Annotated in this window: 26 protein-coding genes, 1 other RNA gene and 2 pseudogenes; 21 read left to right on the forward strand and 8 right to left on the reverse strand. The window is 66.8% G+C overall.

Annotation, left to right across the window (positions count from 1 at the left end; all coding sequences use genetic code 11):
* The first annotated feature begins 342 nt into the window (after positions 1 to 342).
* Together epmA and ACWPN8_RS06155 are read left to right on the forward strand one after the other, a co-directional pair.
* Positions 343 to 1,425, forward strand: coding sequence for an EF-P lysine aminoacylase EpmA (gene epmA, locus ACWPN8_RS06150; protein ID WP_492240207.1), 1,083 nt, complete (start codon positions 343 to 345; stop codon positions 1,423 to 1,425).
* A 93-nt stretch (positions 1,426 to 1,518) separates the two neighbouring features.
* Positions 1,519 to 2,424: a hypothetical protein gene (locus tag ACWPN8_RS06155; RefSeq protein ID WP_492240208.1), complete on the forward strand. Its 906-nt coding sequence runs from the start codon at positions 1,519 to 1,521 to the stop codon at positions 2,422 to 2,424.
* 47 nt (positions 2,425 to 2,471) lie between these two features.
* Here ACWPN8_RS06155 and ACWPN8_RS06160 read toward each other — a convergent pair whose 3' ends face one another.
* The 6 genes from ACWPN8_RS06160 to ACWPN8_RS06185 all read right to left on the reverse strand — a co-directional run bounded on the left by ACWPN8_RS06160 (position 2,472) and on the right by ACWPN8_RS06185 (position 7,575).
* Positions 2,472 to 3,791 (reverse strand): OmpP1/FadL family transporter, encoded by a 1,320-nt coding sequence (locus ACWPN8_RS06160; protein ID WP_247873205.1) that lies wholly within the window; start codon positions 3,789 to 3,791, stop codon positions 2,472 to 2,474.
* 265 nt (positions 3,792 to 4,056) lie between these two features.
* Positions 4,057 to 4,863: a TSUP family transporter gene (locus ACWPN8_RS06165; RefSeq protein ID WP_109450346.1), complete on the reverse strand. Its 807-nt coding sequence runs from the start codon at positions 4,861 to 4,863 to the stop codon at positions 4,057 to 4,059.
* A 145-nt stretch (positions 4,864 to 5,008) separates the two neighbouring features.
* Positions 5,009 to 5,680, reverse strand: a complete 672-nt coding sequence (gene thiE, locus ACWPN8_RS06170) for a thiamine phosphate synthase (RefSeq protein ID WP_109450345.1) — start codon at positions 5,678 to 5,680, stop codon at positions 5,009 to 5,011.
* A gap of 3 nt (positions 5,681 to 5,683) precedes the next feature.
* Positions 5,684 to 6,613 carry a class I fructose-bisphosphate aldolase gene (locus ACWPN8_RS06175; protein ID WP_492240209.1) on the reverse strand — a complete coding sequence of 310 codons (930 nt, stop codon included), beginning with the start codon at positions 6,611 to 6,613 and terminating at the stop codon, positions 5,684 to 5,686.
* Positions 6,614 to 6,778: 165 nt separating this feature from the next.
* The gene (locus ACWPN8_RS06180; protein ID WP_247873204.1) at positions 6,779 to 7,015 is read right to left on the reverse strand and encodes a hypothetical protein; all 237 of its coding nucleotides are present in this window, start codon (positions 7,013 to 7,015) and stop codon (positions 6,779 to 6,781) included.
* Between the two features lie 110 nt (positions 7,016 to 7,125).
* Positions 7,126 to 7,575, reverse strand: a complete 450-nt coding sequence (locus tag ACWPN8_RS06185; RefSeq protein ID WP_492240210.1) for a hypothetical protein — start codon at positions 7,573 to 7,575, stop codon at positions 7,126 to 7,128.
* Between the two features lie 205 nt (positions 7,576 to 7,780).
* Here ACWPN8_RS06185 and ACWPN8_RS06190 point away from each other — a divergent pair, with 205 nt between their 5' ends.
* Positions 7,781 to 8,125, forward strand: a complete 345-nt coding sequence (locus tag ACWPN8_RS06190; RefSeq protein WP_109450340.1) for a type II toxin-antitoxin system HicB family antitoxin — start codon at positions 7,781 to 7,783, stop codon at positions 8,123 to 8,125.
* A 162-nt stretch (positions 8,126 to 8,287) separates the two neighbouring features.
* Positions 8,288 to 9,976 carry a methyl-accepting chemotaxis protein gene (locus ACWPN8_RS06195; protein ID WP_492240211.1) on the forward strand — a complete coding sequence of 563 codons (1,689 nt, stop codon included), beginning with the start codon at positions 8,288 to 8,290 and terminating at the stop codon, positions 9,974 to 9,976.
* Positions 9,977 to 10,056: 80 nt separating this feature from the next.
* On the opposite strand, the pseudogene gap reads toward ACWPN8_RS06195, so the two are convergent.
* Positions 10,057 to 11,065, reverse strand: a pseudogene (gap, locus tag ACWPN8_RS06200) (type I glyceraldehyde-3-phosphate dehydrogenase).
* A 59-nt stretch (positions 11,066 to 11,124) separates the two neighbouring features.
* The gene (gene tkt, locus ACWPN8_RS06205) at positions 11,125 to 13,119 is read right to left on the reverse strand and encodes a transketolase (RefSeq protein ID WP_492240212.1); all 1,995 of its coding nucleotides are present in this window, start codon (positions 13,117 to 13,119) and stop codon (positions 11,125 to 11,127) included.
* A gap of 398 nt (positions 13,120 to 13,517) precedes the next feature.
* On the opposite strand from tkt, the gene ACWPN8_RS06210 reads away from it, so the two are divergent.
* The 17 genes and pseudogenes from ACWPN8_RS06210 to pal all read left to right on the forward strand — a co-directional run bounded on the left by ACWPN8_RS06210 (position 13,518) and on the right by pal (position 24,986).
* The gene (locus tag ACWPN8_RS06210) at positions 13,518 to 13,742 is read left to right on the forward strand and encodes a hypothetical protein (protein WP_109448310.1); all 225 of its coding nucleotides are present in this window, start codon (positions 13,518 to 13,520) and stop codon (positions 13,740 to 13,742) included.
* A 4-nt stretch (positions 13,743 to 13,746) separates the two neighbouring features.
* On the forward strand, positions 13,747 to 14,055 hold the full coding sequence (locus tag ACWPN8_RS06215; protein ID WP_109448308.1) for a cell division protein ZapA: 309 nt from the start codon (positions 13,747 to 13,749) through the stop codon (positions 14,053 to 14,055).
* 14 nt (positions 14,056 to 14,069) lie between these two features.
* Positions 14,070 to 14,233, forward strand: a non-coding RNA gene (ssrS, locus tag ACWPN8_RS06220) — 6S RNA.
* Positions 14,234 to 14,298: 65 nt separating this feature from the next.
* The gene (locus tag ACWPN8_RS06225) at positions 14,299 to 14,883 is read left to right on the forward strand and encodes a 5-formyltetrahydrofolate cyclo-ligase (RefSeq protein ID WP_492240213.1); all 585 of its coding nucleotides are present in this window, start codon (positions 14,299 to 14,301) and stop codon (positions 14,881 to 14,883) included.
* A gap of 22 nt (positions 14,884 to 14,905) precedes the next feature.
* Positions 14,906 to 15,730: a TIGR00282 family metallophosphoesterase gene (locus ACWPN8_RS06230; protein ID WP_492240214.1), complete on the forward strand. Its 825-nt coding sequence runs from the start codon at positions 14,906 to 14,908 to the stop codon at positions 15,728 to 15,730.
* 28 nt (positions 15,731 to 15,758) lie between these two features.
* Positions 15,759 to 16,238, forward strand: a complete 480-nt coding sequence (locus tag ACWPN8_RS06235; protein ID WP_492240215.1) for a DUF29 domain-containing protein — start codon at positions 15,759 to 15,761, stop codon at positions 16,236 to 16,238.
* Between the two features lie 202 nt (positions 16,239 to 16,440).
* On the forward strand, positions 16,441 to 17,193 hold the full coding sequence (locus ACWPN8_RS06240; protein WP_492240216.1) for a YebC/PmpR family DNA-binding transcriptional regulator: 753 nt from the start codon (positions 16,441 to 16,443) through the stop codon (positions 17,191 to 17,193).
* 81 nt (positions 17,194 to 17,274) lie between these two features.
* A pseudogene (ruvC, locus tag ACWPN8_RS06245) lies at positions 17,275 to 17,766 on the forward strand (crossover junction endodeoxyribonuclease RuvC); the annotation flags it as partial.
* A gap of 220 nt (positions 17,767 to 17,986) precedes the next feature.
* The gene (locus ACWPN8_RS06250; protein WP_492240217.1) at positions 17,987 to 18,328 is read left to right on the forward strand and encodes an endonuclease domain-containing protein; all 342 of its coding nucleotides are present in this window, start codon (positions 17,987 to 17,989) and stop codon (positions 18,326 to 18,328) included.
* Positions 18,325 to 18,951, forward strand: coding sequence for a Holliday junction branch migration protein RuvA (ruvA, locus tag ACWPN8_RS06255; protein WP_098740239.1), 627 nt, complete (start codon positions 18,325 to 18,327; stop codon positions 18,949 to 18,951). Before ACWPN8_RS06250 ends, ruvA begins: the two co-directional genes overlap by 4 nt.
* Entirely contained in the window at positions 18,948 to 20,021 is a 1,074-nt protein-coding gene (gene ruvB / locus ACWPN8_RS06260; RefSeq protein ID WP_109448296.1) for a Holliday junction branch migration DNA helicase RuvB, read from the forward strand. The genes ruvA and ruvB overlap by 4 nt, the downstream gene beginning before the upstream one ends.
* On the forward strand, positions 20,014 to 20,493 hold the full coding sequence (gene ybgC / locus ACWPN8_RS06265) for a tol-pal system-associated acyl-CoA thioesterase (RefSeq protein WP_492240218.1): 480 nt from the start codon (positions 20,014 to 20,016) through the stop codon (positions 20,491 to 20,493). Before ruvB ends, ybgC begins: the two co-directional genes overlap by 8 nt.
* 57 nt (positions 20,494 to 20,550) lie before the next feature.
* The gene (gene tolQ / locus ACWPN8_RS06270) at positions 20,551 to 21,285 is read left to right on the forward strand and encodes a protein TolQ (RefSeq protein WP_492240219.1); all 735 of its coding nucleotides are present in this window, start codon (positions 20,551 to 20,553) and stop codon (positions 21,283 to 21,285) included.
* A gap of 3 nt (positions 21,286 to 21,288) precedes the next feature.
* On the forward strand, positions 21,289 to 21,771 hold the full coding sequence (locus ACWPN8_RS06275) for an ExbD/TolR family protein (protein ID WP_109051801.1): 483 nt from the start codon (positions 21,289 to 21,291) through the stop codon (positions 21,769 to 21,771).
* A gap of 16 nt (positions 21,772 to 21,787) precedes the next feature.
* Positions 21,788 to 23,011 carry a hypothetical protein gene (locus tag ACWPN8_RS06280; protein WP_492240220.1) on the forward strand — a complete coding sequence of 408 codons (1,224 nt, stop codon included), beginning with the start codon at positions 21,788 to 21,790 and terminating at the stop codon, positions 23,009 to 23,011.
* Positions 23,012 to 23,013: 2 nt separating this feature from the next.
* Positions 23,014 to 24,366 (forward strand): Tol-Pal system beta propeller repeat protein TolB, encoded by a 1,353-nt coding sequence (gene tolB, locus ACWPN8_RS06285; protein WP_109095397.1) that lies wholly within the window; start codon positions 23,014 to 23,016, stop codon positions 24,364 to 24,366.
* A 149-nt stretch (positions 24,367 to 24,515) separates the two neighbouring features.
* Positions 24,516 to 24,986 (forward strand): peptidoglycan-associated lipoprotein Pal, encoded by a 471-nt coding sequence (pal, locus tag ACWPN8_RS06290; RefSeq protein ID WP_098740232.1) that lies wholly within the window; start codon positions 24,516 to 24,518, stop codon positions 24,984 to 24,986.
* Positions 24,987 to 25,090 lie beyond the last annotated feature (104 nt).

Here is a 25,090-nt window from a genome sequence, read left to right on the forward strand (position 1 = left end):
TTCCAGAAATATGGGCGGCGCGGACCCTACCAGCTTGACCGCCTGTAGGCAACGGCGCGGAACGATGACGGCGCGCAATCCGGCCGATTGACAGGCGATTCTTCGCCAAACCGGCCCGCCGGGTTTAGAACGGCTCCAGCAATGGGACGTTTGGAACGTTTGAAACGCTTTTCCCGGCCCTGTTCAGTGTTCCAGCCGTGCCGCCCCGGCGGTTCGGTGGTGATGGGCGGAGTTTATCACAGGCCGCGGCTGCGACCAATCCCAAGCCGGCTTGAGTACGCCGGCCGTCGATGCTCTGATGCGGCCGTACCCCTTTCGACCGTCCATCAAGAGCGCGCCGACATGTCCGCCCCCCTCCGATCCGCCGAACTTCCCCCCTGGCATCCCGAGGCGCTTGCCCGCCGCCGGCCCTATCTGGCGGCGCGCGGCCGGGTGCTGAACGCCGTCCGCCGCGTGTTCGAGGAGCTGGCCTTCATCGAGGTCGACACGCCGGCCCTTCAGGTGTCGCCGGGGATGGAGCCGCATCTCCAGGCCTTCGCCACCGAACTGCGGGGACCGCACCCCGACGACAGCCGGCGGCTCTACCTGCACACCAGCCCGGAATTCGCCATGAAGAAGCTGCTGGTCGCGGGCGTGCCGCGGCTGTGGCAGCTGGCCCATGTCTACCGCAACGGCGAACGGTCGGGGACGCACGCGCCGGAATTCTCGATGCTGGAATGGTACCGCGCGGGCGAGGGCTACCGCACGCTGATCGACGATTGCCGGGACCTGCTGTGCGCCGGGGCCGAGGCCGGCGGGCGGCGGAGCTTCGGCTTCCGCGGCATGACCTGCGATCCCTTCGCGCCCTGGCGAATCCTGACCGTGCCTGAGGCGTTTCACGACTATGCCGGCATCGACCTGATGGCGACCTACGACGGCAGCCACGATCCCGACCCGGCGGCGCTGGCGGCGGAGGCGGCGCGCATCGGCATCGCGCCCCATCACGGCGACCGCTGGGAGGACATCGTCTTCCGCATCATGTTCGACCGGATCGAGCCGCATCTGGGCGAAGGCGTGCCCTGCGTGCTGACCGACTATCCGCTGTGCATGGCGGCGCTGTCGCGGCCGAAGCCGGAGGACCCGCGGCTGGCGGAGCGCTTCGAGCTGTATGCCTGCGGGCTGGAACTGGCGAACGCCTTCGGCGAGCTGACCGACCCGGCGGTGCAGCGCGCCCGCTTCGAGGCGGACATGGCGCTGAAGGAACGGCTCTATGGCGAGCGCTTCCCGGTGGATGAGGATTTCCTGGCGGCGCTGGAGCATGGCATGCCGCAGAGCAGCGGGATCGCCATGGGCTTCGACCGGCTGGCAATGCTGTGCAGCGGCGCCGAGAGCATCGAGCAGGTGCTGTGGCTGCCGGTTGCAAAAAGCATTTCCTTAATCAGATAATTAGAATATATTAATCAAAGCACAATAAATGACGGCGGCGCTTGCGCCGCGCTGCTTATCTTCTGCAATATAAATTGTATGGAGTTTATAAGAATGTCTGAGACAGTTATGGATGGAAATCGAGGCAATGATCAGATTGTTGATCATAAAGATGTTACTGAAAGAAGATATGACTTGATAGGTGTTCCAGAGAAGATTAGATCTCTGGTTTATCTTGTTGGAATGCTAGGTTTTCCTGTAGTTGCTGCAGCTTACACTCTCGTAGTTCTAAGCTCTGATCTTAAGGATGTTGATAGAAGGCTGTCTCAGCTCGCCACTAGAATTGATGAAAGGCCAATGGGGCTAGACAGAACTACTGACTTTATCATCTATATAACTGAGTCGATGAGGAGCGATCTAAAATCCGGAGTTTATGGGTTGATTAATAGAATCGATTTCACAATTCCTGATTCTGATGAAGATATTGTAAAAAAGCTCAATATAATCGACAGAGCTTTCGAAGCCTATATACGGCCAATAGTTAGAAAACATCAAAGATTTTCGTCAAGATTTCCTTCTGTTGGAGGGAATATTGGGAGCCTTTTCTACTTGGCAGCTCCGGCACAAGACATTAAGGCTAACCACACGGAAGGATATTTGACAGGGCAAGTTAATAAAGATTTTGGAGAGTCTTTAAGTGCTGTAATAATCAATAATTTATCAAACTTCGGAGACGATAGGTTGTCTGTCGCAAAATCTAGTAATTCAAAAAAAGAAGTCGAGGAGATGTTCAAGAAAATCTTCGAGTTTGATAAAAAATATAGCTCAGAAAAAACGGTAGATAAAGAGATAAAGAAGAGATCAGAGTCTGGTTATATAATAGAGAAAGAGAAATTTGTTGAACTAACTCTTGGAGCAATAGATGCAACAATAACTGCGCTTCAAGATCAAATGTTGCAAAGAGTGAGAGTTCAATCTTCAGACTCTAGTGGTGGTAATTTATCAGAGCGCAAGCTCTAAGAAGAAGGCGCCGCAAATGAGAATTTTGCGGCGCCATTGTTCTATGCTTAGAACGTGAACTTCGCCTGCAGGCCGATCAGGTCGATGCTGCTCTTGTAGTCCGCGTTCAGGTTGCCGCGGCCGGCTTCGGGGCCGGTCAGGTCGTCGGTGAGGGCGACTGAGGTCTTCGGAATGAAGACGTGCGAGTAGGCGGCGTCGACGCGCAGATTGTCGGTGACCTGATAACCGGCACCGGCCGACAGCCAGTAGCGGTTCTGTTCCGGAATGCGCGGCGTGCGGTACTCGACGTCGACCGAACCCTGGTCGAAGGCGACGCCGGCGCGCAGCGTCAGCTTGTCGGTCACCTTGTAGGAGGTGCCGAGCGCGTAATACCAAGTGTCCTTCCAGTGCTCCTCCGTCACGGAGTTGAGCGCCGGATTGGCGATGTTGACGCGCAGTTCGCGGAAGCGCGACCAGTTGGTCCACTGCACGTCCGCCATCACCGCCCAGCGGTCGTTGACCTCGTGGTACAGGCCGATGGAGGCGATGTCCGGCGTGGTCAGGTCGGCGCTGGCGCTCTGGGCGGGCAGGGCACCGGCCAGCGGCGCCGGCAGGCCGGTGAAGGAGATGCTGCCGGTCAGCGTGTGCTTGACCGCCGAGCGGTAGGCGAGGCCGACGCGGGTGCCCTTCACCGGCTCGATCAGGGCGCCGAGCGTGAAGCCCCAGCCCCAGTCGTCGCCGGTCACGTCGCTCTTCACGTCGAGCGAACCGGGGCGGCCGAGGCGGCTGGCGCCGAAGTCGGACGACTGCGACAGCTTGGCCTTCGCATACTGGATCTGGACGCCGCCGCCCAGCGTGATCATCGGGTTGATGCGGTAGGACACCGACGGCGCGAAATTGTAGGTGCGCAGGTCGGAACGGATGCCGTGATAGCGGCCGATCCAGCTGTCGCCGTAATCGGTCACCAGACCCCAGGGGCCGTTGGCCGAGATGCCGACCTTCAGATCGTCATCGATCGAATAGACGAAGTAGCCGGCGGGGACCAGTGCATCCTGGGCGATGTCGCCGGGCGAGGCGTTGCCGCTGATCGAGGTGCCGCCCAGCCGCCGGGCGCGGTTGGCGCTGGCGCTGTCGACCTTCGACTTCACGATGACGCCGGTGGCGGTCTGCACCGCCTCGATCCCGGTCACCAGCCCCATGGTCGCCGGGTTGTAGAACATCGAGCTGGCGTCGCCGTTGCCGCCGGCGGTCACGCCGGCATAGGCCGTGCCCTGACCCGATACGCTCTGCTCCTTCAACGCAAAACCGGCGGCGAAGGCCGTGGAGGCGGTCGCCGCGGTGACCGCAATGGCGGCGGCGGCGGTCATCAGGCGTGTCTTGAGCGTCATCGGAGACATCGTTCCTTCCCCAAATTGTGTTATTGACGCAATGATACACGAACTGACGCTTACGTAAAGGGGCCGCCACCACTTTTTGTTGGCTCAACGAACAGCTTTGCGGAGCCTTGCCGAAATCGGAAGGGGAAAAGACGGAGGCGCATGCGCGAGCGCCGCCGGATGGGGGTTAACCCCTACGGCGGTGTCGGCAAGACGGTCGAATATCGGCGGAGATACGTGGATCCAGGGGCGGCGGAGGCCGCCTGTCAAGCTATGGTCAGGCGATCCAGGCGGCTGCGGCGCTGAACAGTTCGCGCAGGATGTTGTGCTCGTCGGTCCAGACCAGCTTGGCGGTGATGACGATGGAGGCGACCACCAGCATCGGGCGCACGACTCGGGCACCGTTGCGGATCACCATATGGGCGCCGGCCTGGGCGCCGATATATTGCGCGACGCCCATCACCAGCCCGACCGTCCACAGCACATGCCCGCCGGCGATGAAGAACAGCAGCGATGCGAGGTTGCTGGTCAGGTTCAGCACCTTGGTGTGGGCGGTCGCCTTGCGCAGGTTGTAGCCGAGCAAGGAGACGAAGGCGATGGCGAAGAAGGTGCCGGTGCCCGGCCCGAAGAAGCCGTCGTAGAAGCCGATGCCGGTGCCGATGCTGAGCGCGAAGGCATGCTCGCCGATGCGCTGGTGGGCATCCACGTCGCCGGCCTTGGGCGACAGCAGCAGATAGAGGGCGATGCCGATCAGCAGGATCGGGATGACGTCGCGCAGGAAGCTGGGATCGAGCATCTGCACCAGCGTCGCGCCGGCACCGGCGCCGACAAAGGTGCAGAGGATCATCGTCCGCATCGACGCCGGATGGACCTCGCCGCGGCGGACGAACTTGATGGTGGCGGACAGCGATCCGAAGCTGGATTGCAGCTTGCCGGTCGCCAGGGCCTCCGCCGGGGACAGGCCGGCGGCCAGCAGGGCCGGGATGGTCAGCAGGCCGCCGCCGCCGGCAATCGAATCGACGAAGCCGGCCAGCAGGCCGACGGCGAACAGGATGCCCAGCGACTCGGGCGTCAGGAGGTCCATGATTGTGTGGAAACCCGCGTAGATGCACCGCCGGCGGAGCCGGCCTATCCGTAAATCGGCGGAGCCGGCATACTATGATTCGGCGGAGCCTGCATGCTGTGTTTCAGCATGGCCGGTACACACACATCCGGCCGGCCTGTCGATGTCAGCCGGCCGGACCGGCCAGTGCAGCCTCGATGGCGGCGTTCAGCGCCCGGACCCCGGCGCCGGGACCCTGGGGATGGCCCCAGACGGCGTTGACCACGGCCAGGAAATCGGCGCCCGCGGTGACCAGCGGCGCGCAATTCTCGGCGGTGATGCCGCCGATGGCGACACAGGGGACCTCCATCAGCTCCGACCACCAGCTCAAGAGATCCGGCTCGGCCTTGTATTCGGCCGTCTTTGTGGCGGTGGGGAAGAAGGCGCCGAAGGCGACATAGTCCGCCCCTTCCTCGCCGGCGATCATGGCGAGATGGCGGCTGTCGTGGCAGGTGACGCCGACGATGGCGTCGTTGCCCATGATCTTGCGGGCGTCGCGATAGGGGGTGTCGGTCTGGCCGACATGCACGCCGTCGCAACCGGTTTCCCGCGCAAGGCGGGGATGGTCGTTCAGGATGAAGGCGACCTCACGCTCCTGCGCGACCGGGCGCAGCACGTCGCAGGCGCGGCGGATGTCGTCCTCGGGGCAGTCCTTCAGGCGAAGCTGCACGCAGGCGACGTCGCCCGCATCCAGCGCTTCCGCCAGAATCGGCGCGAACGCCGCCGGCTCCAGGGCCGGCGGCGTCACGAGGTACAGTCGGCAGGCAGGTTCCGCCTGCGTCGGCTTTCCCTTGGCCAAGTGTTACTCCCGGCCCTGGTAGATCTTCATGATCCGGTCGAGCAGCTTGAGGGCGTCCTCGCGCGGGCGCTGGAAGGCGTTGCGGCCGATGATCGAGCCGTTGCCGCCGCCGTCACGGATGGCGCGGGCGTCCTCGAACACCGCGTCCTCGCCCTTGGTGGCGCCGCCGGAGAAGACCACGACGCGGCGGCCGTTGAAGGCGCACTGCATGATGTGCTTCACCCGCTCCGCCTGGGTGGCGATGGGGATGTTCTTCAACTCGTAGATCTTCTTGGCTTCCGGCTGCTCCAGCGTGGCCGACGGCAGCTTCACCTTGATGATGTGGGCGCCCAGCAGAGCGGCCATGTGGGCGGCATAGCCGATCACGTCGATGGCCAGCTCGCCGTCCTTGGTGACGGCGCCGCCGCGCGGGTAGGACCACAGCACGGTGGCGAGGCCGTAGGACTTGGCCTCCTTCGACAGCTCGCGGAACTCCTCGTACTGGGAGTACATGGCGTCGGAGCCGGGATAGATGGTGAAGCCGATGGCCGACGCGCCGATGCGCAGGGCGTCCTGGACCGAGGCGGTGACGGCCTGGTCGGCGGCTTCCTTCTGGGTGGACAGCGAGTTGGCGCTGTTCATCTTCAGGATCAGCGGGATCGAACCGGCGAAGGTGCCGGCACCGGCTTCCAGCGAGCCCAGGGGGGCGGCGTAGGCGTTGCAGCCCGCGTCGATGGCCAGCTGATAATGGTAGTGCGGGTCATAGCCGGCATCGTTCGGGCCGAAGCTGCGGGCCGGACCATGCTCGAAGCCCTGGTCGACCGGCAGGATCACCAGCTTGCCCGTACCGCCGAGCTTGCCTTCCATCAGGATGCGGGCGAGATTCGCCTTGGTGCCGGGATTGTCGCTCTCGTAGTTGGCGAGAATGTCTTTGACGCGGCGCGTGAGCTTCATTGTGGCTCTTCCCCTGGGCATTCTTGGAATGGCGCCGTCTTAGCCCGGATTGGCCCGTTTTGCAACGGCGGGAGGGGCATAAAGCGGCCATTTGCCACGCCTGAACGGCCTAGGGCCTGCGGTCGGGCAGGACCCTTGCGGAGGGCATGAGCCCGTCCGAAGGGGTTAGGGCAGAAGGGATCCCGCCAGCGTGTAGAGCCCGTATCCGGCCCCGCCGAGCACCGCCCAGGACCCAACGGTCAGCCCGACCCAGACGGCGACCAGCTTGAGGCCGCGCATCTTCTCCGGCCCCGGAGCCGGCCTGTGTCCCATCCGGTCGGAGTGCCGGCCGCCGGCGGCCTGCCCCGGACGGTGGGGTTGCGCAATCGTCTGATCCGGCGTGGTGAGGGAGGTGATGCTCATGGGCGGGTCATCCGGCATCGGAGGGAGGGCGGCGTGTCACAAAAATATCCTAAGGTGACGTTACACCACCTTTGCGCGGAGAGGCTGTGCGAAAAAGCGGTAGTCGGGCGCTATCCTTCGGCCCGCGCCAGCCAGCCACGGCATAGGGCCTCAAGCCTTTCGGCGCGGTCGGTCCCCCGACCTTCGGCGGCGAGATCGAGCAGCGGCGGGCATCGGGTCAACAGGGTGGCGCCACGGGCCGCGGCGATTGCCGCGAGGCGCTCCGCCGCCAGCGGATGGCCAGTGAACAGCAGGGCGGGCACGCCGGCCGCCAGCGCCCCCTGCGCCTCCCCGGCGCGGTCGCCGCAATCGAGCAGGCCGGTCGATGCCAGTCCGGGGTGGGTGCGGCGCACCCGCTCCAGCACGCCGAGCAGCCAGAGCGCTCCCCCCGCCGGCGGCGCCATCAGCGTCAACGCCGTGCCGGCCGACCCGGCCGCCCGCGCCGCCGCCAGCGCGTCGCCGAGGTTGCGGATCAGGATGGGCCGGGCCGGAACCGGCTGGACGGAGGGAAATGCGGTCATGGGGGCGCCAGGGGGAGGTCGGGCGGCCACTGTAGACGGGCCTGCCGGACGGCTCCACACCCCAGCCGCCCCGTCCAGCCGGTTGCGAGAATTGAGGCAGGTCAAACCCTGCGGTCGCCGACCCGGAGTATGGTCAGTCACAGAAGAGCGGGGGCCGGAGCGCCGGCGCCCGTTTCATGGGAATACCTCCCCCGGGAATGCCGCGATGATGGAATACAAGGGTTACAAGGCCCAGATCGACTTCGACAACGAAGCGGGCGTCTTCGTTGGCGAAGTCATCAACACCCACGACGGCATCACCTTTTCCGGTCGGTCTGTGGACGAGCTGCGGGAGTCTTTCCGGCGGGCGGTGGACGATTATCTCGACCTGTCCTGCGATATGGGCGGCGACGGCGAACAGCCCTTCTCCGGCCGTCTCGCCATCCGCATCAACCCGATCCTGCACCGCGCCGTCGCCGACTGCGCCGCGCGGGAGGGCAAGAGCCTGTCCGCCTGGATCGCCGAATGCCTGGGCCGCGCCGCGGGTGTGACAAACGTCAAGACGGGCTGACTTTTCGCAAAATGCGAAGCAGCTTGCTTGCCGCCATTCGCAGGACCAGCGGATTGTCCCGGCGCGCTCTCGCCTTTTCGTGGCAGCGTCAAGGAGCCATCCCGTTTTGCGGGTTGGCATCGTCCTTGCTCCGCCCCCGCTATAACGAAGGGGGGATAGCCCATGAGCGCACTGAAACTGACCCTGCGGGCGAAGCTGTCGGCCTTGGTCGTGCTGGCTGGCGTCGTGTCCATCGCGATGGCCGTCGCCGCTCTTTGGCTCGACCAGCGGAACATGCTGGACGAGCGCAAGGAGACCTTGCGCTCCGTCGTCCAGACCGCTCACGGATTGGCAGTTGGATACGAAGCCGAAGTCAAGGCGGGACACCTGACGCGCGAACAGGCTTTCGAGCGGTTCAAAGCCAACCTGAACACCATGTTCTACAACGGCAAGGACTACATCTTTGTCCAGAACATGAACTACCAGACGGTCATCCATCCGGTCCGCCCCGACGTCATCGGCAAAGACCAGCGCGACAATAAGGACGCCAACGGCGTTTATTTCGTCCGGTCGTTGGTCGATACCGCACGGACCAAGGGTGATGGGTTCGTTGAGTACATGTATCCAAAGCCCAACACCGAAGTGCCGCTGCCCAAGCTCAGCTATGTCAAGATGTTCGAGCCCTGGCAACTGCTGATCGGTACCGGTGTCTACATCGACGATCTGGACGCCCGCTTCGCCAGCAGCCTGTGGACCATGGCGGCCATCGTCGGCGGGCTCGCGCTGCCAGTTGTGGGGCTGATCGCACTGGTCGGCAACTCGATCAGCCGGCGCATCCGCCGCCTGTCCGGTGCCATGCGGGCGCTCGCCGACGGCAACCTGTCCGTCACCGTGCCGGAAACGGAGAGCGGCGACGAACTGGGCGACATGGGCCGTGCGGTCCAGGTGTTCCGGATCAATGCCGAGGCGAGCCGCCGGCTGGAGGCCGAACAGGCCGAAGCCGCCCGCCGGGCCGAGGAGGAGAAGCGCCGGTCGATGGACCGGCTGGCCGCAAAATTCGAGGGGACGGTGGGCGGCATGATCCGCTCCGTCTCCACCACCACCGACGCGCTGGGGCAGAAGGTGCGGGCGATGTCGCAGGCGGCGGAGCAAACCAGCCAGCTGGCCGGCATCGTCGCCAGCGCCAGCGACGACACCGCCGCCAATGTGCAGACCGTCGCCGCCGCGTCGGAGGAACTGACCGGCTCCATCGTCGAGATCGGCCGGCAGGTGTCGGAAGCCAGCCGCGTCGCCGGCGAGGCGGTCGGCATGGCGCAGCAGGCCACCGGCCGCATCGGCAGCCTGGCCGAGGCGGTCGAGCGGATCGGCACCGTGGTCGGGCTGATCAACTCCATCGCCGGCCAGACCAATTTGCTGGCGCTGAACGCGACCATCGAGGCGGCGCGGGCAGGGGAGGCCGGCAAGGGTTTCGCCGTCGTCGCCAGCGAGGTGAAGGCGCTGGCCAACCAGACGGCCAAGGCGACCGACGAGATCGGCGGCCAGATGAGCGGCATCCAGACGGTGACCGGTCAGGCGGTGACGGAAATCCAGAAGGTGGCGGCGGTGATCGAGCGGCTGAGCGGCATCGCCACGGCGATTTCCGCCGCGGTCGAGCAGCAGAACGCCGCAACCGCGGAGATCACCCGTTCGGTCCAGCAGGCCGCCGCCGGCACCGGCGAGGTGTCGAGCAGCATTTCCGGCGTCACCGCCGCGTCCGACGAGAGCGGCCGCACTGCCCGCGAACTGGTCGACGCGCTCGGCAAGCTGACAAGCGAGGCGGCCGGGCTGAACGCGCAGGTCGGCGACTTCCTGGCGACGGTGCGGGCGGCCTGAGGGCGGCCTGGGAACAGGTTGTCTCAAAGAAAAAAGGCGCCTTCCGTGGGGAAGGCGCCTTTTTCTTGCCGAAGCGAGGCTTACTTGGCGTTCGCCATGGCGACGGCGGTGTCGCTCATGCGGTTGGAGAAGCCCCACTCGTTGTCGTACCAGGTCATGATGCGGACGAAGTTGCCGTCGATGACCTTGGTCTCGTTCAGCGCGAAGATCGAGCTGTGCGGATCGTGGTTGAAGTCGGTCGAGACCAGAATCCTCGGTGTAGGCCTCCAGCACGCCCTTCAGCGGGCCGTTGGCGGCGTCGGAGATCGCCTTGGTGATCTCTTCGACCGAGGTGGCGCGCTTGGACGTGAACTTGAAGTCGACGACCGACACGTTCGGGGTCGGAACGCGCATGGCGGTGCCGTCCAGCTTGCCCTTCAGCTCCGGCAGGACCTTGCCGACAGCCTTGGCCGCACCGGTCGAGGTCGGGATCATGTTCAGGGCCGCGGCGCGGGCGCGGTGCAGATCCTTGTGGTTGGTGTCGACGATCCGCTGGTCACCCGTGTAGGAGTGGATCGTGGTCATGAAGCCCTTCTCGATGCCCACCAGGTTGTGGAGGACATGCGCGACCGGCGCCAGGCAGTTGGTGGTGCAGGACGCGTTCGAGACGATCTTGTGCTCGGCCGTCAGCTTGTCGTGGTTGACGCCGTAGACGACGGTGATGTCCTCGTCGGTGGCCGGGGCCGAGATCAGCACCTTCTCGGCGCCGGCTTCCAGATGCTTGGCGGCGTCGGCGCGCTTGGTGAAGATGCCAGAGCACTCCATGGCGATCTGGACGCCCAGATCCTTCCACGGCAGCTTGGCCGGGTCACGCTCCTGCACGACCTTGATGGAGTGGCCGTTGACGATCAGGACGCCGTCGCCGGTCTCGATGGTGCCGGGGAAGCGGCCGTGGACGCTGTCGTACTTCAGCAGGTGCGCGTTGGCCTTCAGATCGGCGAGGTCGTTGATCGCCACGACCTCCACGTCCTTGCGGCCGCTCTCGTAGATGGCGCGCAGAACCAGACGGCCGATGCGGCCAAAACCGTTGATCGCTACCCGTACAGCCATGACTTCCTCCAGTTGGATATGGGGCGCCCGAATTCGGCTGGACGCCCCTTCGGCTTCTCTCAGAGACGCGCCTTAACGGCGTCCACGACCGCTTCGGCGGTGATGCCGAAGTGCTTGTACAGTTCCTGGTAGGGGGCCGATTCGCCGAAGCCGGCCATGCCGACGAAGGCGCCCTTGTCGCCCAGCCAGCGGTCCCAGCCCAGACGGATCGCCGCCTCGACGCCGACGCGCACGCCGGTGCCCAGCACGGATGCCTTGTACGCATCGTCCTGGCGCTCGAACAGTTCCCAACTCGGCATAGACACAACGGCGGTGCCGATGCCCTGGGCCTGCAGCGCCTTGCGGGCCTCCACCGCCAGCGACACTTCCGAGCCGGTGGCGAGGATGGTCGCCTTGCGCTCGCCCTCGGCCTCGACGATCACGTAGGCGCCGCGGGCCGACAGGTTTTCGGCGGTATGCTCGGTGCGCAGCGTCGGCACGTTCTGACGGGTCAGCGCCAGCACCGACGGGGCACCGGTGGCCTCCAGCGCGATCTGCCAGCATTCGGCGGTCTCGACCGCGTCGGCCGGGCGCAGGACCAGCAGGTTCGGGATGGCGCGCAGCGCGGCCAGATGCTCGACCGGCTGGTGGGTCGGGCCGTCCTCGCCGAGACCGATCGAGTCGTGGGTCATCACGAAGACGGTGCGCTGCTTCATCAGCGCGGCCAGACGGATGGCCGGACGGCAATAGTCGGCGAACTGCATGAAGGTGCCGCCGTAGGGGATGATGCCGCCATGCAGCGTCATGCCGTTCATCAGCGTCGCCATGCCGTGCTCGCGCACGCCGTAGCGGACGTAGCGGCCGGCGAACTCGCCCTTGCCCTTCACGTCGGCGGTGTTCTTGACCTTGGTGTTGTTCGACGGGGTCAGGTCGGCGGAGCCGCCGACCATCTCCGGGATCGCCGGCACCAGGACTTCCAGCGTGTTGCCGGAGGCGACGCGGGTCGCCCAGCTCGGCTTCTCGGCGCTGACCTTCTGCTTGAAGGCGACGATGGTGTCGGTCAGCGCGCTCGGCACGCCATGGCTGAACGCCTCGTCGAAGGCCTTGCCGGCCTCGGCGCTCAGGGTGGCGCGGCGGCTGCTCCAGGCATTGTAGGCCTCGGCGCTGCGGGTCCCGGCGGCGCGCCAGGCGGACAGTACCTCGTCGGGAACGACGAAGGCCTCATGGGTCCAGCCGATGGCGGTGCGGGTCGCGGCGATCTCGTCGGCGCCCAGCGGCGAGCCGTGGCAGGCGTGGCTGTTGGCCTTGTTCGGCGCACCCTTGCCGATGATGGTGCGGCAGGCGATCAGCGTCGGCTTGTCGGTGGAGGTCCGCGCCTGGGCGATGGCCTTCGACACGGCGTCGGTGTCGTGGCCGTCGACGGCGATGGTGTTCCAGCCGTATGAGCGGAAGCGCGCCTGGGTGTCGTCGGTGAAGCTGAGGTCGGTCGTGCCGTCGATGGAGATGTGATTGTCGTCCCACAGCACGATCAGGCGGTTCAGCCCGAGATGGCCGGCCAGCGAGCAAGCCTCGTGGCTGACGCCCTCCATCAGGTCGCCGTCGGACGCGATGACGTAGGTGAAGTGGTCGATCAGCTCGTCGCCGAAGCGGGCGTTGGTGATCCGCTCGGCCAGCGCCATGCCGACGGCGGTGGAGACGCCCTGGCCCAGCGGGCCGGTGGTCATCTCGATGCCGAGGCTGGGGTCGACTTCCGGGTGGCCGGGGGTCAGGCTGTGCAGCTGGCGGAAGCGCTTGATCTGGTCGATGGTCATCCGCTCGTAGCCGGTCAGGTAGGCCAGCGAGTAGAGCAGCATCGAGCCGTGGCCGGCCGACAGCACGAAGCGGTCGCGGTCGGCCCAGGTCGGGTTCTTCGGATCGAACTTCAGGAACTGCGTGAACAGGACCGTGGCGACGTCGGCCATGCCCATCGGCATGCCGGGGTGGCCGGACTTCGCGGCCTCGACCGCGTCCATGGAGAGCGCGCGGATCGCGCTGGCCATCGTGTGGAGGGAGGGCTGGGCGGAGTCAGCGGACATCTGGCGTTTCCTGCGGGTCGGACGCGGTTGCGGCGTCGGCAACGGTGGTTGCGCGGTCGCCGGAAGAGGCGCCGCGAAACGGGCGCACCATGCAGAACCGCCGTCCGCAGGTCAACATGGGATTGGGGTAGGGAAGGGCATGGCAGAGGCCCCTCGTCCGTGTGGGACGCCCCGCACCCGTTAAGGGTTCGAAACCGATGCGTCGGTTGCGGCGTTCCGTCACGCCCCGGTATTCGGTATGGGCATTCGGTGGAAGAGTCCGTCGTGATGGTTGACGCGGTCGGCGTGCCGGCCCAACTCTATGCGCTCCGATAAGGCAGCGGCTCGGCTTGGCGGAAAGCCGGTCCGGGTCCGCGGCCCGTCGAACATGACGTGCCCACAGGTCGAGGTTGACGTCCATGGATTCCCTGAAAGCTGCTCTCGACCGTCTCGGCCGCGCCGTGGAACGTCTCGACCATGCCGCCGCCGCCCGCGAGGAGCGGGTGGTCCGACGGGAGCAGGATCTGTCCCAGGCGCTGGAAACCGCGCGGGCGGACCGGGCGACCGCCCAGGCCACCGCGGAGGCGGTGTCGCAGCGGCTGGAGGTCGCCATCGCCCGACTGCAACACGTGCTGGAGAGCTGACGCCATGGCGCAGGTCGATATCGAGGTGAATGGCCGCTTCTACCGCATGCTGTGCGAGGACGGGCAGGAGGGCCGGCTGCGCGAGCTTGCGGCCTATGTGGACGACCGCCTGCGCCGTCTGACCGGCGGCGGGCGCAGCGGGTCGGAAGCACAGATGATGCTGATGACCTGTCTGGTGCTGGCCGACGAGCTGCAGGACGTGATGTCCGGCAAGGGCATCGCCCCCTCGGTGGACGAGGGCGCGGTGGTCGTCGAACTCGATCGTGTCGCAAAACGCATCGAAGAGGTTGCCGCGCGGCTCGAGCGCGCCTAGATTGGTGCACGGAAGGACCGCTGCCTGGTTCGACAGGCTGCAATAATCCCCAGGGCCGATAACCTTGAACTCTAGGGAGCTGTCCCTGTCCGGCCCATCGGGCCGGGTACACGGCGCCCACCTGCTCATGCAGGCCATGGAGGATAGGCACATGGCCACCGGCCGAGGCGGCGCCTTCCACCCTCTTTCCGGGCCTCCCCGTTCCGGGGACTCCCTCGTTCCTCCCTCCGCACGCAGTCCACGATGACCGATCCGCAAGCCAAGGACGCCGCCCGACGCGAGGCGCGCGCCCGGCGCGACGCCATCGCCGACGGCGACCGCTCCACTGCCTCCGCCGCCGTGCGCGACCGCATCGCCGAACTGGCGCGGGACGGCCATCTGCCGCGCGGTGCCGCCGGGGGATATTGGCCGTTGGGCTCGGAACTCGACGCGCGGCCGGCTTTGCTCCATCTTAAAAACCTCGGCCATGCGGTCGGGCTGCCGGTCTCCGGGCCGCGCGGCACCGCGCTGCTGTTCCGCGACTGGGATCCCCAGGCGCCGATGGCGGCCGGCCGCTACGGCATCCAGGAACCGGCGGAGGGGCGCGCGGCCCTGCTGCCGTCGCTGCTGCTGGTGCCGCTGCTGGCCTTCGACCGCTCCGGCCACCGGTTGGGCTATGGCGCCGGCTATTACGACCGGACGCTGGACGGCCTGCGGGCAGGCGGCGCGGTGGTCGCTGTCGGCGTGGCCTTCGCCGCGCAGGAGATGCCGGCGGTTCCGGTGGACGGCCATGACGAGCGGCTGGACTGGATCGTGACGGAGCGCGAGACGCTCCGCATTCATAAGTGAGCTTTTCTGGAAGGTTGGGGCGATGCGGATTCTGTTCTTCGGCGATGTGGTGGGCCGGTCCGGGCGCGAGGCTGTGCTGGCGCATATGCCGATGCTGCGCGAGAAGCTGGACCCCGACCTGACGGTGGTGAACGGCGAGAATTCGGCCGGCGGCTACGGCGTCACCGTCAAGATCGCCGAGGAGTTCTTCGAGGCCGGCATCGACGTGGTGACCCTGGGCAACCATACGTGGGACCAGAAGGAACTGGTCTCCACCATCGAGCAGCAGCCGCGCATCGTCCGCCCGGTGAACTACCCGGAGGGCACGCCCGGCCGTGGATACGTCCTGCTTCAGGCGCGCGGCGGCCGGAAGGTGCTGGTCGTCAATGTGCTGCTGCGCCTGTTCATGGAGCCGATGGATGACCCCTTCGCGGCGGTGGACCGGGTGCTGAAGGCCCATCGCCTCGGGCCCGGGGGCGTCGATGCCGTGCTGATCGACATGCATGGCGAGGCGACCAGCGAGAAGATGATCATGGGGCATTTCTGCGACGGCCGCGCCTCGCTGGTGGTGGGCACCCACAGCCATGTGCCGACCGCCGACCACATGGTCCTGCCGAAGGGCACCGCCTACCAGTCCGATGCCGGCATGTGCGGCGATTACGACAGCGCCATCGGCATGAAGAAGGAGGTGGCGCTCGCCAAGATGGTGCGGAAGCTGCCGACCGAACGGCTGTCGCCGGCGGAAGGCGAGGGCACCGTCTGCGGCTGCTACGTCGAGACCGACGACCGCACCGGGCTGGCGGTCCGCATCGAGCCGCTGCGCATCGGCGGGCGGCTGAGCCGGGCCTTGCCGGAACGGACGCAGTAAGGTGGTCACGGCTTAGGGGGCGCGGTCCATGGGGTTCCAGGCCAAATACGACAAGGATTTCTACGCCTGGGCGATGGAGCAGGCTGCACGGCTGCGCGAGGCTGCGGCGTCGGGAGCCAGCTTGCCGTTGGACTGGGAGAACCTTGCCGAGGAAATTGAGAGCATAGGGCGCCGCGAGCAGATCGAGGTCACGTCCCGGCTGGCCCGCATCATCGAACATCTGCTGATGCTTGAGCTATCGCCCGCCGACTGGCCGCGCAACGGTTGGAAGCGGTCGGTGAACCAGCAGCGGACGTCATTGACCCGCGTGCTGCGCGACAGTCCAAGCCTGAGTGCCAAGCTGGACGAATTTCTGCCCGATGCCTGGGTGGATGGGAGGCAGGATGCGTTGTTCGGCCTGGAAGCCGACTGCCTGTTCGACCGCGACCTGCCGCGCGAATGCCCGTATCGTCTGGGAGAACTGCTCGATCCTGAGTTTTGGCCGGACAATCAGAGCGGGAACCAATAGGGGCTTGCGCCAGTAAGAGTCCGTGATGGAGCCCTTGGCAAAAGCGGCCAAGCCGCGCCGCAATCTCGCCATATTGACTTTCTAATCCCGTGGGTGTCGTCTCCCGCGCCGAAAAGGTGCGGTGGAGCGGCAGACCTGTTACATGTGTCGTGCGCTTAACCCCGCCCGATTGACCAATTCCGTTTCGAGGCTCGTTCGACCCATGGCCGGTCATTCCCAGTTCAAGAACATCATGCACCGCAAGGGCGCGCAGGACGCCAAGCGGTCCAAGATCTTCAACAAGCTCGCCCGCGAGATCACCGTCGCCGCCAAGAGCGGCCTGCCGGACCCGGCGGCCAACCCGCGCCTGCGCGCCGCCATCCTGGCCGGACGCGCGCAGAACATGCCGCGCGACCGCATCGACCGCGCCATCAAGCAGGGCACCCCCGGCGGCGGCGACGACGCGAACTACGAAGAGGTGCGGTACGAGGGCTACGGCCCCGGCGGCGTCGCCCTGATCGTCGAGGCGCTGACCGACAACCGCAACCGCACCGCCGCGGAAGTGCGCTCCAGCTTCACCAAGTACGGCGGCAGCCTGGGCGAGACCAACTCGGTCAGCTTCATGTTCAGCCGCATCGGTGCGATCTTCTATCCGGCCGCCGCGGCCGACGCCGACGCCGTGTTCGAGGTGGCGCTGGAGGCCGGTGCCGACAACGTCGAATCCGACGAGAACGGCCACGAGGTCACCACCACGGTGGAGAATTTCGGCATTGTGCGCGATGCGCTGGAGGCCAAGTTCGGCGGTGCGGAGAGCGCACGCCTGACCTGGCGTCCGCTGAACACCGTCGCGCCGGGCGAGGACGCCGCCGCCAGCCTGCTGAAGCTGCTGGACGTGCTGGAAGACAACGACGACGTCCAGGTGGTCGAAGGCAACTTCGACATCTCCGACGAGCTGATGCAGAAGCTGACCGCGTAAGCTGAACGCGGGTCTTGCAAGCGGAGAGCGGGTGCCGTGTTTGCGCGGGCAGGACGAAGTGAGGCGACGGTGCCTTCGCCGGTGCGGCTGCTGGGGATCGACCCCGGATTGCGCCACACCGGCTGGGGCATCATCGACGTGGCGGGCAACCGCCTGAGCCACGTCGCCGACGGCGCTGTGCATTCCGACGACCGCTGTCCGCTGGCCGAGCGTCTGGTGCAGCTCCACGACGCCCTGTCGGCGGTGGTGGAGCGTTACCAGCCCGACGAGGCGGCGGTAGAGGAGACCTTCGTCAACAACAACGCGGTCTCGACGCTCAAGCTGGGACAGGCCCGCGCCGTGGCCCTGCTGGTGCCGGCCCAGGCCGGGCTGGCGGTGGCGGAATACGCCAACAACATGGTCAAGAAGGCGGTCGTCGGCCAGGGTCGCGCCGAGAAGGCGCAGGTCCAGACGATGGTGCGCCTGCTGCTGCCCGGCTGCGAGATCGCCTCGCCGGACGCCGCCGACGCGCTCGCCATAGCGATCTGCCATGCGCACCACCGTGCAAGCTGGACGATGTGGCGGCGGGGCGGCGACACCACGGGGAAGCAAACCCTCTCCCCCCGGGGAGAGGGCAGGGTGAGGGGGATGCACAGCGCTCCTCTCCCAAGAGTCCACGCAGCGCTTCCCCCTCACCCCGACCCTCTCCCCGGGGGGAGAGGGGGATGGTCCCCTGGGGCGAGTGGAGGATATGGCGAGCATCGCAAAGGCGAAGCCAGCCGATTACATAACCGGGCGCGCGCGAGACCTGCGGATGAACGCCACGGACGTGGAAAAGATCGTCTGGCAGAAGCTGCGCAATGCCCAGCTCGGCGCGAAATTCCGGCGGCAGGAGCCGATCCTGGGCTTCGTCGCCGACTTCGTCGCCCACGACCATCGCCTGATCGTCGAACTGGACGGCGGCCAGCATGCCGAGCAGCGCGCCGCCCATGACGAGCGGCGTGCGCGCATGCTGGAGCAGGCCGGCTTCCGCATCCTGCGCTTCTGGAACACCGACGTGATCGACAACCTAGACGGCGTGCTGGAGACCATCCGCGCGCGTCTCGAAGAGACCCCCATTCTTCGCAGCCAGCCTTCGGGCCGGGAGTTCCCATGATCGCCAAGCTGACCGGCATCGTCGATTCCACCGGCACCGACTGGGTCGTGCTCGACGTGAACGGCGTCGGTTACCTGCTGTCCTGCTCCAACCGCACGCTGTCGCGCCTGGCGGTGGGAGAGCGGGCGTCGCTGGTGGTCGAGACCTTCATCCGCGAGGAACGCATCGTCCTGCACGGCTTCGGCGACCAGGCCGACCGGGAGTGGTTCAAGCTGCTCACCACCATCCAGGGCGTCGGCGCCCGGCTGGCGCTGTCGATCCTCGGCGTGCTCGACCCCGACCAGCTGACCCGCGCCATCGCGTCCCAGGACAAGACCGCGCTGGTGCGCGCCGATGGCGTCGGGCCGAAGGTGGCGGCGCGCATTCTCAACGAACTCAAGGACAAGGTCGGCAATCTGGCGCTCGGTCCGGCGGCGACCGCGGGCGCGCCGGCAGGCAAGGGCGCCCCCGCCGCCGTGCCGGGCGCCACCCCGGCGCTGGCCGATGCGGTGTCGGCGCTGGTCAATCTCGGCTATGGCCGGTCGGAGGCCTTCGGCGCGGTCGTCGCCGCCGGGCGGGTGCTGGGCGATGATGCCGGCGTGTCCGATCTGATCCGCCAGGGCCTCAAGGAACTGAGCCAATGAGCGATCCCAACCACGACCGTCTCGTCCAGCCGGGCCAGGGCCACGGCGATTCGGCCGAGGCGTCGATCCGCCCGCTGTCGCTCGCCGAATTCATCGGCCAGCGGCAGGCGCGCGAGAACCTGTCGATCTTCATCCAGGCCGCCCGCTCCCGCAACGAGGCGCTGGACCATGTGCTGCTGTTCGGGCCCCCCGGCCTCGGCAAGACCACGCTGGCGCAGATCGTGGCGCGCGAGCTGGGCGTCGGCTTCCGCGCCACCTCCGGCCCGGTCATCGCGCGGGCCGGCGATCTGGCGGCGCTGCTGACCAACCTCCAGCCGCACGACGTCCTCTTCATCGACGAGATTCATCGCCTTAATCCCGCCGTGGAAGAGGTGCTCTATCCCGCCATGGAGGATTTCCAGCTCGACCTTATCATCGGCGAAGGCCCGTCGGCACGGTCCATCCGGATCGACCTGCCGCCCTTCACCCTTGTCGGCGCCACGACGCGCAGCGGCCTGATCACGCGCCCCTTGCGCGAACGCTTCGGCATTCCCGTGCGCCTGCAATTCTACGAGCCGGACGAACTGGAGCTGATCGTGCGCCGCGCCGCCGGCGTGCTCGGCATGGGCATCACGCCCGAGGGCGCGCGCGAGATCGCCAACCGGGCGCGCGGCACCCCGCGCGTGTCGGGCCGGCTGCTGCGCCGGGTGCGTGATTTCGCCGCGGTCGCCGGCGTCGAGGAGGTCGACAAGCGCGTTGCCGATGCCGCCCTGACCCGGCTGGAGGTTGACCGGTTGGGACTCGACAGCATGGACCGCCGCTATCTCGGGCTGGTCGCCACCAATTATGGCGGCGGGCCGGTCGGCGTCGAGACGCTGGGGGCGGCGCTGGGCGAACAGCGCGACGTGCTGGAGGAGGTGGTGGAACCCTACCTGATCCAGCAGGGCTTTTTGCAGCGCACGCCGCGCGGGCGCATGCTGACCGACCAGGGCTTCCGCTATCTCGGGCTCAACCCGCCGAACGCGCCGCTTCGGCAGCTCGACCTGTTGGACCGAGTTCCCGACCCGACGGAGGGGGATGGCGATGAGTGACGCTCCCGCTCTCTCGGGATGGTTCGCGGAGGACGGCACGCACCGGTATCCGCTGCGGGTCTATTACGAGGACACCGACGCCGGCGGCATCGTCTACCACGCCAATTACCTGCGATTCGCGGAGCGGGCGCGCACGGAGATGCTCTCCCTGATGGGCTTCCGTCAGAGGGAGATGGCCGAGGGTTTGGGCGATGTCACAGGTGTGTCATTTGCGGTACGGCGCCTGACCATCGATTTTGACGCCCCTGCCAAGCTGGAGGACACGCTTGAAGTGGAAACCCGAATCGTCGATATCCGCGGTGCCTCCTTCGCAGTTGCACAAGTCATTCGCCGCGACGGTCGCGTGCTGGCGCGCGCCGACCTGCAGCTGGTGACGATCAACCGGTCAGGTCGGGCCGTGCGCCTTCCCGAACCGGTGAAAGCGGCGATGGAGACGCTGCATGCCAAGCAGACCACGCCTGCCCACTCTTAACCGACCGTTTTCCTTCCACATCCCCGTGCCAACAGCGCAACCGCGAGACTGACTGCGATGGACGCCCTGCAAACCGCCCAGCTGGCCGGCAATGCCGCCGCCACGACGGCACATGAGATCACGATCCTCGGCCTGTTCTGGCAGGCCGACGCGGTCGTCAAGATCGTGATGATGATGCTCGTCGTCGCCTCGATCTGGTGCTGGGCGATCATCATCGAGAAGCTGATGCGCATCCGCCGGCTGAACGCCCAGGCCAACTCCTTCGAGGAGGCCTTCTGGTCCGGCGGGTCGCTCGACGCGCTGTACGACCGCATCGGCCAGACCCCGGCCGACCCGATGGCGGCGACTTTCGCCGCCGGCATGCGCGAATGGCGCCACGCCGCCGACCGCGGCATCGGCGGCACGATGAAAAGCTCGCTGCAACAGCGGGTGGAACGGGTGATGGCGGTGACCATCGGCCGCGAGATGGCGCGGGCCGAACGCTACATGACCTTCCTGGCCTCGGTTGGCTCGACCGCCCCCTTCATCGGCCTGTTCGGCACGGTGTGGGGCATCATGAACTCCTTCACCTCGATCGCCGGCTCGGGCAACACCAGCCTCGCCGTGGTGGCGCCGGGCATCGCCGAGGCGCTGTTCGCCACCGCCATGGGCCTGCTGGCCGCCATCCCGGCGGTGCTCTCCTACAACAAGTTCTCCACCGACCTCGGCCGCTACGCCGACCGGCTGGACACCTTCTCGGGCGAGTTCTCGGCGATCCTGTCCCGCCACCTCGAGGAGCGGGGAGCCGCCTGAACCATGGCCGGACAACTCGCAGGCAAATCCCACGGCCGCGGCAAGCGCCGGGGCTATCGCGCGATGGCAGAGATCAACATGACGCCGTTCATCGACGTCATGCTGGTCCTGCTGATCGTCTTCATGGTCGCCGCCCCGATGCTGACCGTCGGCGTGCCGGTCGACCTGCCCAAGACCAACGCCGCTCCGCTGGAGCAACAGAAGGATCCGCTGTTCGTCACCGTGCAGACCGACGGCCGCGTCTTCGTCCAGGAGACGCCGGTCGAGCTGGCCAACATGGTGCCGCTGCTGATCGCGGTCACCAACAACAACCCCGAGGCCCGCATCCTGGTCCGCGGCGACGCCAAGATCGCCTATGGCAAGATGCTGGAGGTGATGGGCACCATGAGCGCCGCCGGCTTCAAGAAGGTCGGGCTGGTCGCCGAGATGCCCAACGGCCCGACCGCGTCCAGCGCGCGGGTCGGCGCGCCCAAGCCGGCGCGTTGAGGCGGGCGGAACTCCCATGCGCAAGCCCCTGATCGCCTCGGCGGTGCTGCACGTCGCGCTGGTCGCGCTGATGGTGCTCGGCATGCCGCCCAGCGATCGCAAGCTCGAGATCGCCTCCTCGATCCCGATCGAGATCGTCGACGTCGGCGAGATCACCCAGGCTGCCCGCGTCGAGAAGGGCGAGCCGAAGCCGGCCACCGCCGCCCGTCCGCCGATGCCCGAGGCCAAGCCCGCCCCGCCGGCGCCGGAACCGCCGGACGAGGAGGACGAGCCGCCTCCGCCCCCGCCTCCGCCGTCCAAGACGCCGGAGCCGCCGAAGGTCGCCCAGGTGCCGCCGCCCCCGCGCGAGCCGACGCCGCCGCCCAAGCCGACCCCGTCGCCCCCGCCGCCTCCACCGCCACCCCCGCCGCCTCCGCCCCCGGATCCGGCGCCGTCGCCGACTCCGAAGCCGCCGGAGCCTCCCAAGCCCGAGCCGCCGAAGCCGGAACCGCCCAAACCGGAACCGCCGAAGCACGAGCCCAAGCCCGAGCCTCCGAAACCGGAGCCTCCCAAGCCCGAGCCGAAAAAGCCCGAGCCTCCCAAGCCGGAACCGCCGAAACCGGAACCGCCCAAGGCGGAGCCGAAGAAGCCGGAGCCTGCCAAGGAGGTCGCGAAGGCCGAGCCGCCGAAGGATGCCAAGGCCGAGACGAAGAAGGCGGATGCGCCGGCCAAGCAGCCGGAGAAGCCGTCGGCCAAGGCCGACCCGCTGTCCGACCTGCTGTCGAACGTCGGGAAGATCAAGCCGTCGGACAACCCGAAGGCTGACGGCAAGGCATCGGCCAGCGCCAACAGCGACGCCAAGCCCAGCCAGAAGACCGCGTCGGCGGCTCCGGCCGGGGCGGCCAAGGCAACAAACGGCCCCGACAAGCCGTTCAAGCCATCCGGCCGCGCGTTGGACGCCATCCGCGGCCAGCTGAGCAAGAACTGGAACTTCGACAGCGGCCGCAAGGACGCCGGTTCGATGCAGATCGAGATCCATGTGGAGGTCGGCCGCGACCACAGCGTGGTTCGCGCCTGGATCGACGACAAGTACAGGTCGCGCTACATGTCGGATGCCGCCTTCCGGGCGTCGGCCGACGCGGCGGTGCGCGCGGTCAAGCGGTCCAGCCCCCTGGAGCTGCTGACCAGCGAGTTCACGCCGCAGACTTATGAAGATTGGCGCTTCATCGTGTTCAATTTCGACCCGAGGGACATGTTCTGACCATGACGACGAAGACGAGGCTTCTGTTGAAGCTGGCCGGGGCCACCGGCGCGCTTCTCCTCTCCCTCGGCGTTGCCGCTCCGCAGGAGGCGCGCGCCGAGTTGCGCATCGACATCACGCGGGGCGTGTCCGAGCCGCTGCCCATCGCCATCACCAGCTTCGCCGGATCGGGCGGGCGCGATGCGCAGATGGGCGCCGACATCTCCAAGGTGATCTCCGACGACCTGGAGCGCTCCGGCCTGTTCAAGCCGCTGGACCCGCGCGGCTTCCTGCAGACGCCGGACCAGCTGCGCAGCGGCGAGCCGCGCTACCAGGACTGGAAGGCGCTGGGCGCCCAGGCCCTGGTCGCCGGCAACACCACCACGGGCGCCGACGGCCGCATGAAGGTCGATTTCCGCCTGTGGGACGTCGCCGCCGGCCAGTACATGCAGGGGCTGAGCTACAGCGCCTCGCCGCAGGAATGGCGCCGCATCGCCCACATCGTGGCCGACGCCATCTATAAGCGCCTGACCGGCGAGGACGGCTATTTCGACACGCGCATCGTCTATGTCGCCGAATCCGGCCCGGCGAACGCGCGCAAGAAGCAGCTGGCCATCATGGACCAGGACAGCGCCAACCATCAGTTCCTGACCGACGGCCAGACCCTGGTCCTGACGCCGCGCTTCTCGCCGACGTCCCAGGAAATCACGTACATGTCGTACTTCAACAAGAAGCCGCGCGTGTACCTGTTCAACATCGACACCGGCCGCCAAGAGGTCCTGGGCGACTTCCCCGGCATGACCTTCGCCCCGCGCTTCTCGCCGGACGGCAACAAGGTCATCATGTCGATGGCCCAGAATGGCAACACCGACATCTACACGCTGGACCTGCGCACCCGCCGCCAGACCCAGCTGACCGATGCGCCGGGCATCGACACCGGCCCCAGCTACTCGCCGGACGGCCAGCGCATCGTCTTCGAGTCGGACCGCGGCGGCACCCAGCAGCTCTATGTCATGGGCGCCGACGGCTCGGGCGTGAAGCGGCTGACCTTCGGCGAGGGCCGGTACGGTACGCCGGTGTGGTCGCCGCGCGGCGACCTGATCGCATTCACGCGCCAGCGTGGTAGCAGCTTTGCAGTTGGCGTAATCCGTCCGGATGGGACGGGGGAACGGATCCTGACCGAAGCCTTCCACGTCGAGGGTCCGACCTGGGCCCCCAACGGCCGAGTCATCATGTTCTTCAAGGACTTGCCGTCGGGTGACGGGCGTGGCCGCAACGCAAAGCTGTACAGCATCGACATCACCGGCGCCAATGAGCGTCGCGTGAGCACCCCGGTCGATGCGTCGGACCCCGCGTGGTCGCCCTTGATTCCCTAGTGGAGTAGCCCTATTTTGCGGCCACGCGGGAGCAATGCTCAAGACAAAGGTCGAACGTCGTCTTTTCGTCGGGGATTGGCGGAAAGAAGCGGCTCCTGTGCAGACAAAGTTCGACCATCAAACAAGTTTCGTTCAAGGGGTCCCTGAACATGCGTATGAAGTTCCTCGCTCTCGCCGCGGTCGCTCTGCTCGCCGCTTGCGAATCCACTCCGAACGACGCCGCCAACGGCGCCAACACCGGTGCCCAGCAGTCGTCGGTCCGTCCGGGCTCGGCGGAAGATTTCGTCGTCAACGTCGGCGACCGCGTCTTCTTCGGCCTCGACCGCTTCGACCTGTCGCCGGAGGCTCGCGCCACCCTCGACCGTCAGGCCAAGTGGCTGCAGACCTACGGCTCGGTCACCGTCACCGTCGAGGGCCATGCCGACGAGCGCGGCACCCGCGAGTACAACCTCGCCCTGGGTGAGCGTCGCGCCAACTCGGTGAAGAACTACCTGGCCGCCAAGGGCATCACCCCGAACCGCGTCAACGTCGTCTCCTACGGCAAGGAGCGTCCGGCCGTCGTTGGTTCGAACGAGGCCGCTTGGTCGCAGAACCGCCGTGGCGTGACCGTCGTCAACTGATGACGCCGGTCCCCGCCTGACGGGGAACAGGGAAGGGCGCCGCCGCCGGGTAACCGGGGGCGGCGCCTTTTCTTTTTTGGCGGCATCTTCCCGGGGGAGCCTTT

The sequence above is a fragment of the Azospirillum sp. UENF 112521 genome, assembly GCF_058780665.1.